General features: G+C 38.0%; 3 protein-coding genes. All 3 read left to right on the plus strand.

Going from position 1 to position 3,476, the window contains the following annotated elements:
- The first annotated feature begins 229 nt into the window (after positions 1-229).
- From ACEN4N_RS11165 to ACEN4N_RS11175, 3 genes are read left to right on the plus strand one after another with little or no spacing between them, the layout of a single operon-like run.
- Positions 230-1,189: an alpha/beta hydrolase gene (locus ACEN4N_RS11165; RefSeq protein ID WP_407094247.1), complete on the plus strand. Its 960-nt coding sequence runs from the start codon at positions 230-232 to the stop codon at positions 1,187-1,189.
- A complete protein-coding gene (locus tag ACEN4N_RS11170; RefSeq protein ID WP_407090311.1) occupies positions 1,170-2,561 on the plus strand; it encodes an alcohol acetyltransferase in 1,392 nt (463 codons plus the stop codon). The genes ACEN4N_RS11165 and ACEN4N_RS11170 overlap by 20 nt, the downstream gene beginning before the upstream one ends.
- Positions 2,551-3,216 (plus strand): DUF6320 domain-containing protein, encoded by a 666-nt coding sequence (locus ACEN4N_RS11175; RefSeq protein ID WP_407090312.1) that lies wholly within the window; start codon positions 2,551-2,553, stop codon positions 3,214-3,216. Before ACEN4N_RS11170 ends, ACEN4N_RS11175 begins: the two co-directional genes overlap by 11 nt.
- Positions 3,217-3,476 lie beyond the last annotated feature (260 nt).

A 3,476-nucleotide genomic window follows, 5' to 3' on the forward strand; every position in this document is an offset into this window, starting at 1 on the left:
TGAATTAACCATATCAGAAAGGGGGTCTTTTTTCATCACCTAATGGGTGATGAAGCAGATTACTTTAAAGACTATTAAATCAATGTTAGGAAAGACTATTAGTAAAACTATGAATTATTCAGGATTTTATAAGTCTTATAAGTATTTTTTGATCATTTTTTACTAACAACTTGACACTTCTCTTGATATACGACACACTGAAGAAAACTAAATATTATGAGGTAGTAATATGAATACTCTTAAACGTTTTGCATTAAAATTATTATCATCGCCAACGATTAATATGCATGAATCATACAAATTCGTACGGCAATTACAAAAGGTTTTTGTCACCCCTTCTAAATCCCGCTTTCAGTATTTGGATCAGAAGATTTATTCTGCAGATCAAAGTCATGAAATTCCGATTCGCATTTTTCGTCCAAAAAAATTGATGAGTAGTGACATTATATTATTCTTTCATGGTGGGGGCTGGGTTTTAGGAAATATAGATACCTATACAAAAGATTGTCGTCGTTTGGCTGATCAAATGGGGCGGATTGTCTTAGCGGTTGATTATTTAAAAGCACCTGAGAATCCTTACCCTGCTGGTTTCGAAGACTGTTATCACGTCGCTCAACTACTTTTATCACGTCCGGATTTAACGGGAATTAAAGGCGCGCGTAATATTATTATTGTTGGAAACTCAGCTGGAGGAAATTTAGCTGCTGTCGTTTCTTTACGCTTACGTAATGAAGGAAAACCTTTACCAAGTAAACAAATTTTAATTAATCCTGTGACGTATTGGCGCCACGATGAAGCGTCTCCTTTTAAAAGTGTTGAGGAGAATGGCTATGACTATGGACTCACAGCAAAGAAAATGCAGGAATATATGGAAATGTATGAACCGGACGAGGTCAAAAGACAGAATCCGTACATCGCACCGTTAATGACTGAGGATTTTAGTAATCAACCGGACACTTTAGTTATCTCATCTGAATTTGACCCTTTACGTGATGAAGGTGAAGTTTATGGCTTCATGTTGTTAGAAGCTGGAAACCAAGTGGAAATTATGCGTGCAAAAGATACTGTTCATAATTTTCTTTTTGCCCCATTAAATGAAGGTATTATTGATACAACTTATTTGTTAATCAAAGATTATTTAGAGAATCACTTGAGAAGGAGTGACATACGTGGAGAATCAGAAAGTTAATGAGCGTAAAAATTGGGTTCGCCTAGATAACGCATCAAATATCTTCTTAGCAGCGATGTCTAACCGTGATAGTAAAGTGTTTCGAATTAGTGCTGAAGTCACTGATACAGTGGACCCTGACTTGCTACAACAAGCTTTGAATAAAGTCTTTGAGCAAAATTTACTTTATCACAGTGTTTTGCGGCGCGGTTTCTTTTGGTATTACTTGGAAGAAAGTGATTTGAAGCCCAAAGTAGAGCCAGATACGAACACACCCTGTCGTCCTTTGTATTTTTTCGATCGGCGTAATTTATTATTTCGTGTCATGTACTGGAAGAAGCGCGTGAGTCTTGAGGTCTTTCACGTCTTATCTGACGGAACGGGAGCGATGTGGTTCTTTCAAGATTTAATTACCGAGTACTTGAGTTTAAAACATCCTGATTTAAAAGATGAAGACGTTGAAGTTTCGACTTATATTCATGACCAATCGAGTGAAGACAGTTTCGAGCGCCATTTTAGACGAAAGGATCAATTGAACTTTTCGAAAGCTGCCCAATCAGCTTTACGGGGAGTTACAACGGTCGGTGCTAAGGCAAAAAACTTCTTATTCCCTGCGGTTGAAAAGGAACCCAAACCGAGTCGAAAAGTCTATCACTACAAAGGAACTTACACGTCAGATTACCGTCCGCGCGTCGTTGAATTGGAAATGCCAGTCAAAGATATTTTGAAAAAAGCGAAAGCGATGAATGTTTCTTTAACAGTTTATCTGACTGCAGTTTTTATGGAATCGATTCGTAAAGCCGAACCGAATTTCCAAGGGGATGAGACGATGGCCGTTTCTGTGCCAGTGAATTTGCGTCAGTTCTTCCCTTCTGATTCCGCGCGAAATTTCTTTGCGGTGACACGGTTGGAATATAAATATAAGAAGAATGGTGACAATTCTTTAAAAGCAATTTCTCAGGAATTAAAAAATCAGCTAGATCCGCAACTAGAGAAAGATTCTTTAGAAAGTTGGCTTAGTCAGCTAATTCAATATGAGTACCATCCTTTAAGTCGGATTATTTTACGACCGATTAAAGATTTGGCTTTAAAATTTGCTAATTACATGAATAATCGTAAGCTCACTTTTGCGATTTCCAATCTTGGTCTAGTTAGTTTCCCTTATTTAGTTGATCAAATGATTCATCAAGTTTATTTCCATACGATTGCGGTTCGTCCGCAGTTTTGCGCAATTAGTCATAATGATGTATTGACGATAACTTTTACGTCCCCATTTATTGAAACGGATATTTACCGTCATTATGTTAGGTTCTTAAGTGACGAGAATATTCCGGTGACGATGACGGTAAACAAAGTGACTGAGGAAGAGTTGGGAGGTCGTTATGATGCGTAAGTGTCCAGAATGCCACGTGAGCGTGAAAGGTGATTGGGATAAATGCCCTCTTTGTGAGGCGCCTCTTGATAGTAATATTCCAGTCACATCCAGTTCAATGCCAGATGTGCCCTTGCAATTTAATCGTCGTTTCATTACTCAATTTTTGATGGCTTTCTCTTTAATTGTTGTGGCAGTTATTCTTGGGATTGGCTTACTCTATCACGGTCGTATCCAATTGTTTCAAGGGGCAGCCTTTGGAATAATTACAATGTGGTTGGCAGTGCTGACCTTGATTCGCAAGCGTCGTAACATTGCCAAAAGCTTACTTTATTTATTAATCATCTTGTCCCTCATGTGCATTTACTTAGATTACACGATTGGTTGGTCAGCTTGGTCGCTAACTTATGCAGTTCCTATCATATGTAGCTCGACTTTAATTAGTATGATCATCACCGCACGGATGACCCGCATGAAACCAGGTGATTATGTTCTATACTGGGCTGCCGTAGCTATCTTAAGTTTAGTGCCGATAATCTTCCTTTTAATCGGTTGGATTCAATTTCAAACCCCTTCCTTGATTTCCTTTGGCTTTGGTTTAATTGTGTTGATTTATATGCTAGTGACAAAAGGCCAAGTGATTTGGGGAGAGATCAAGAAACGAACATTTATATAAAATGCGATTGGCATCGACTTCGGTCGGTGCTATTTGTTTGGATTGGAGTTGAGAATTTAATTGGACTTGTCACTCTATGACAGGGGAAATTAAACAACTAACAGGACTTGTCACTATATGACAAGGGAAATTAATGTCAAGTCCATAATCTTGTGTAAAAGTCTCAATGTAGTTATATCATCTGGTCATCATGCACATTACACTTGTAAGAATGTCCGAGCGTTATTTTCCCAATTTTCGTGGAAATCAATTAATATCGA

It is taken from the genome of Ruoffia sp. FAM 20857 (assembly GCF_045528645.1).
Classification (GTDB): domain Bacteria; phylum Bacillota; class Bacilli; order Lactobacillales; family Aerococcaceae; genus Ruoffia; species Ruoffia halotolerans.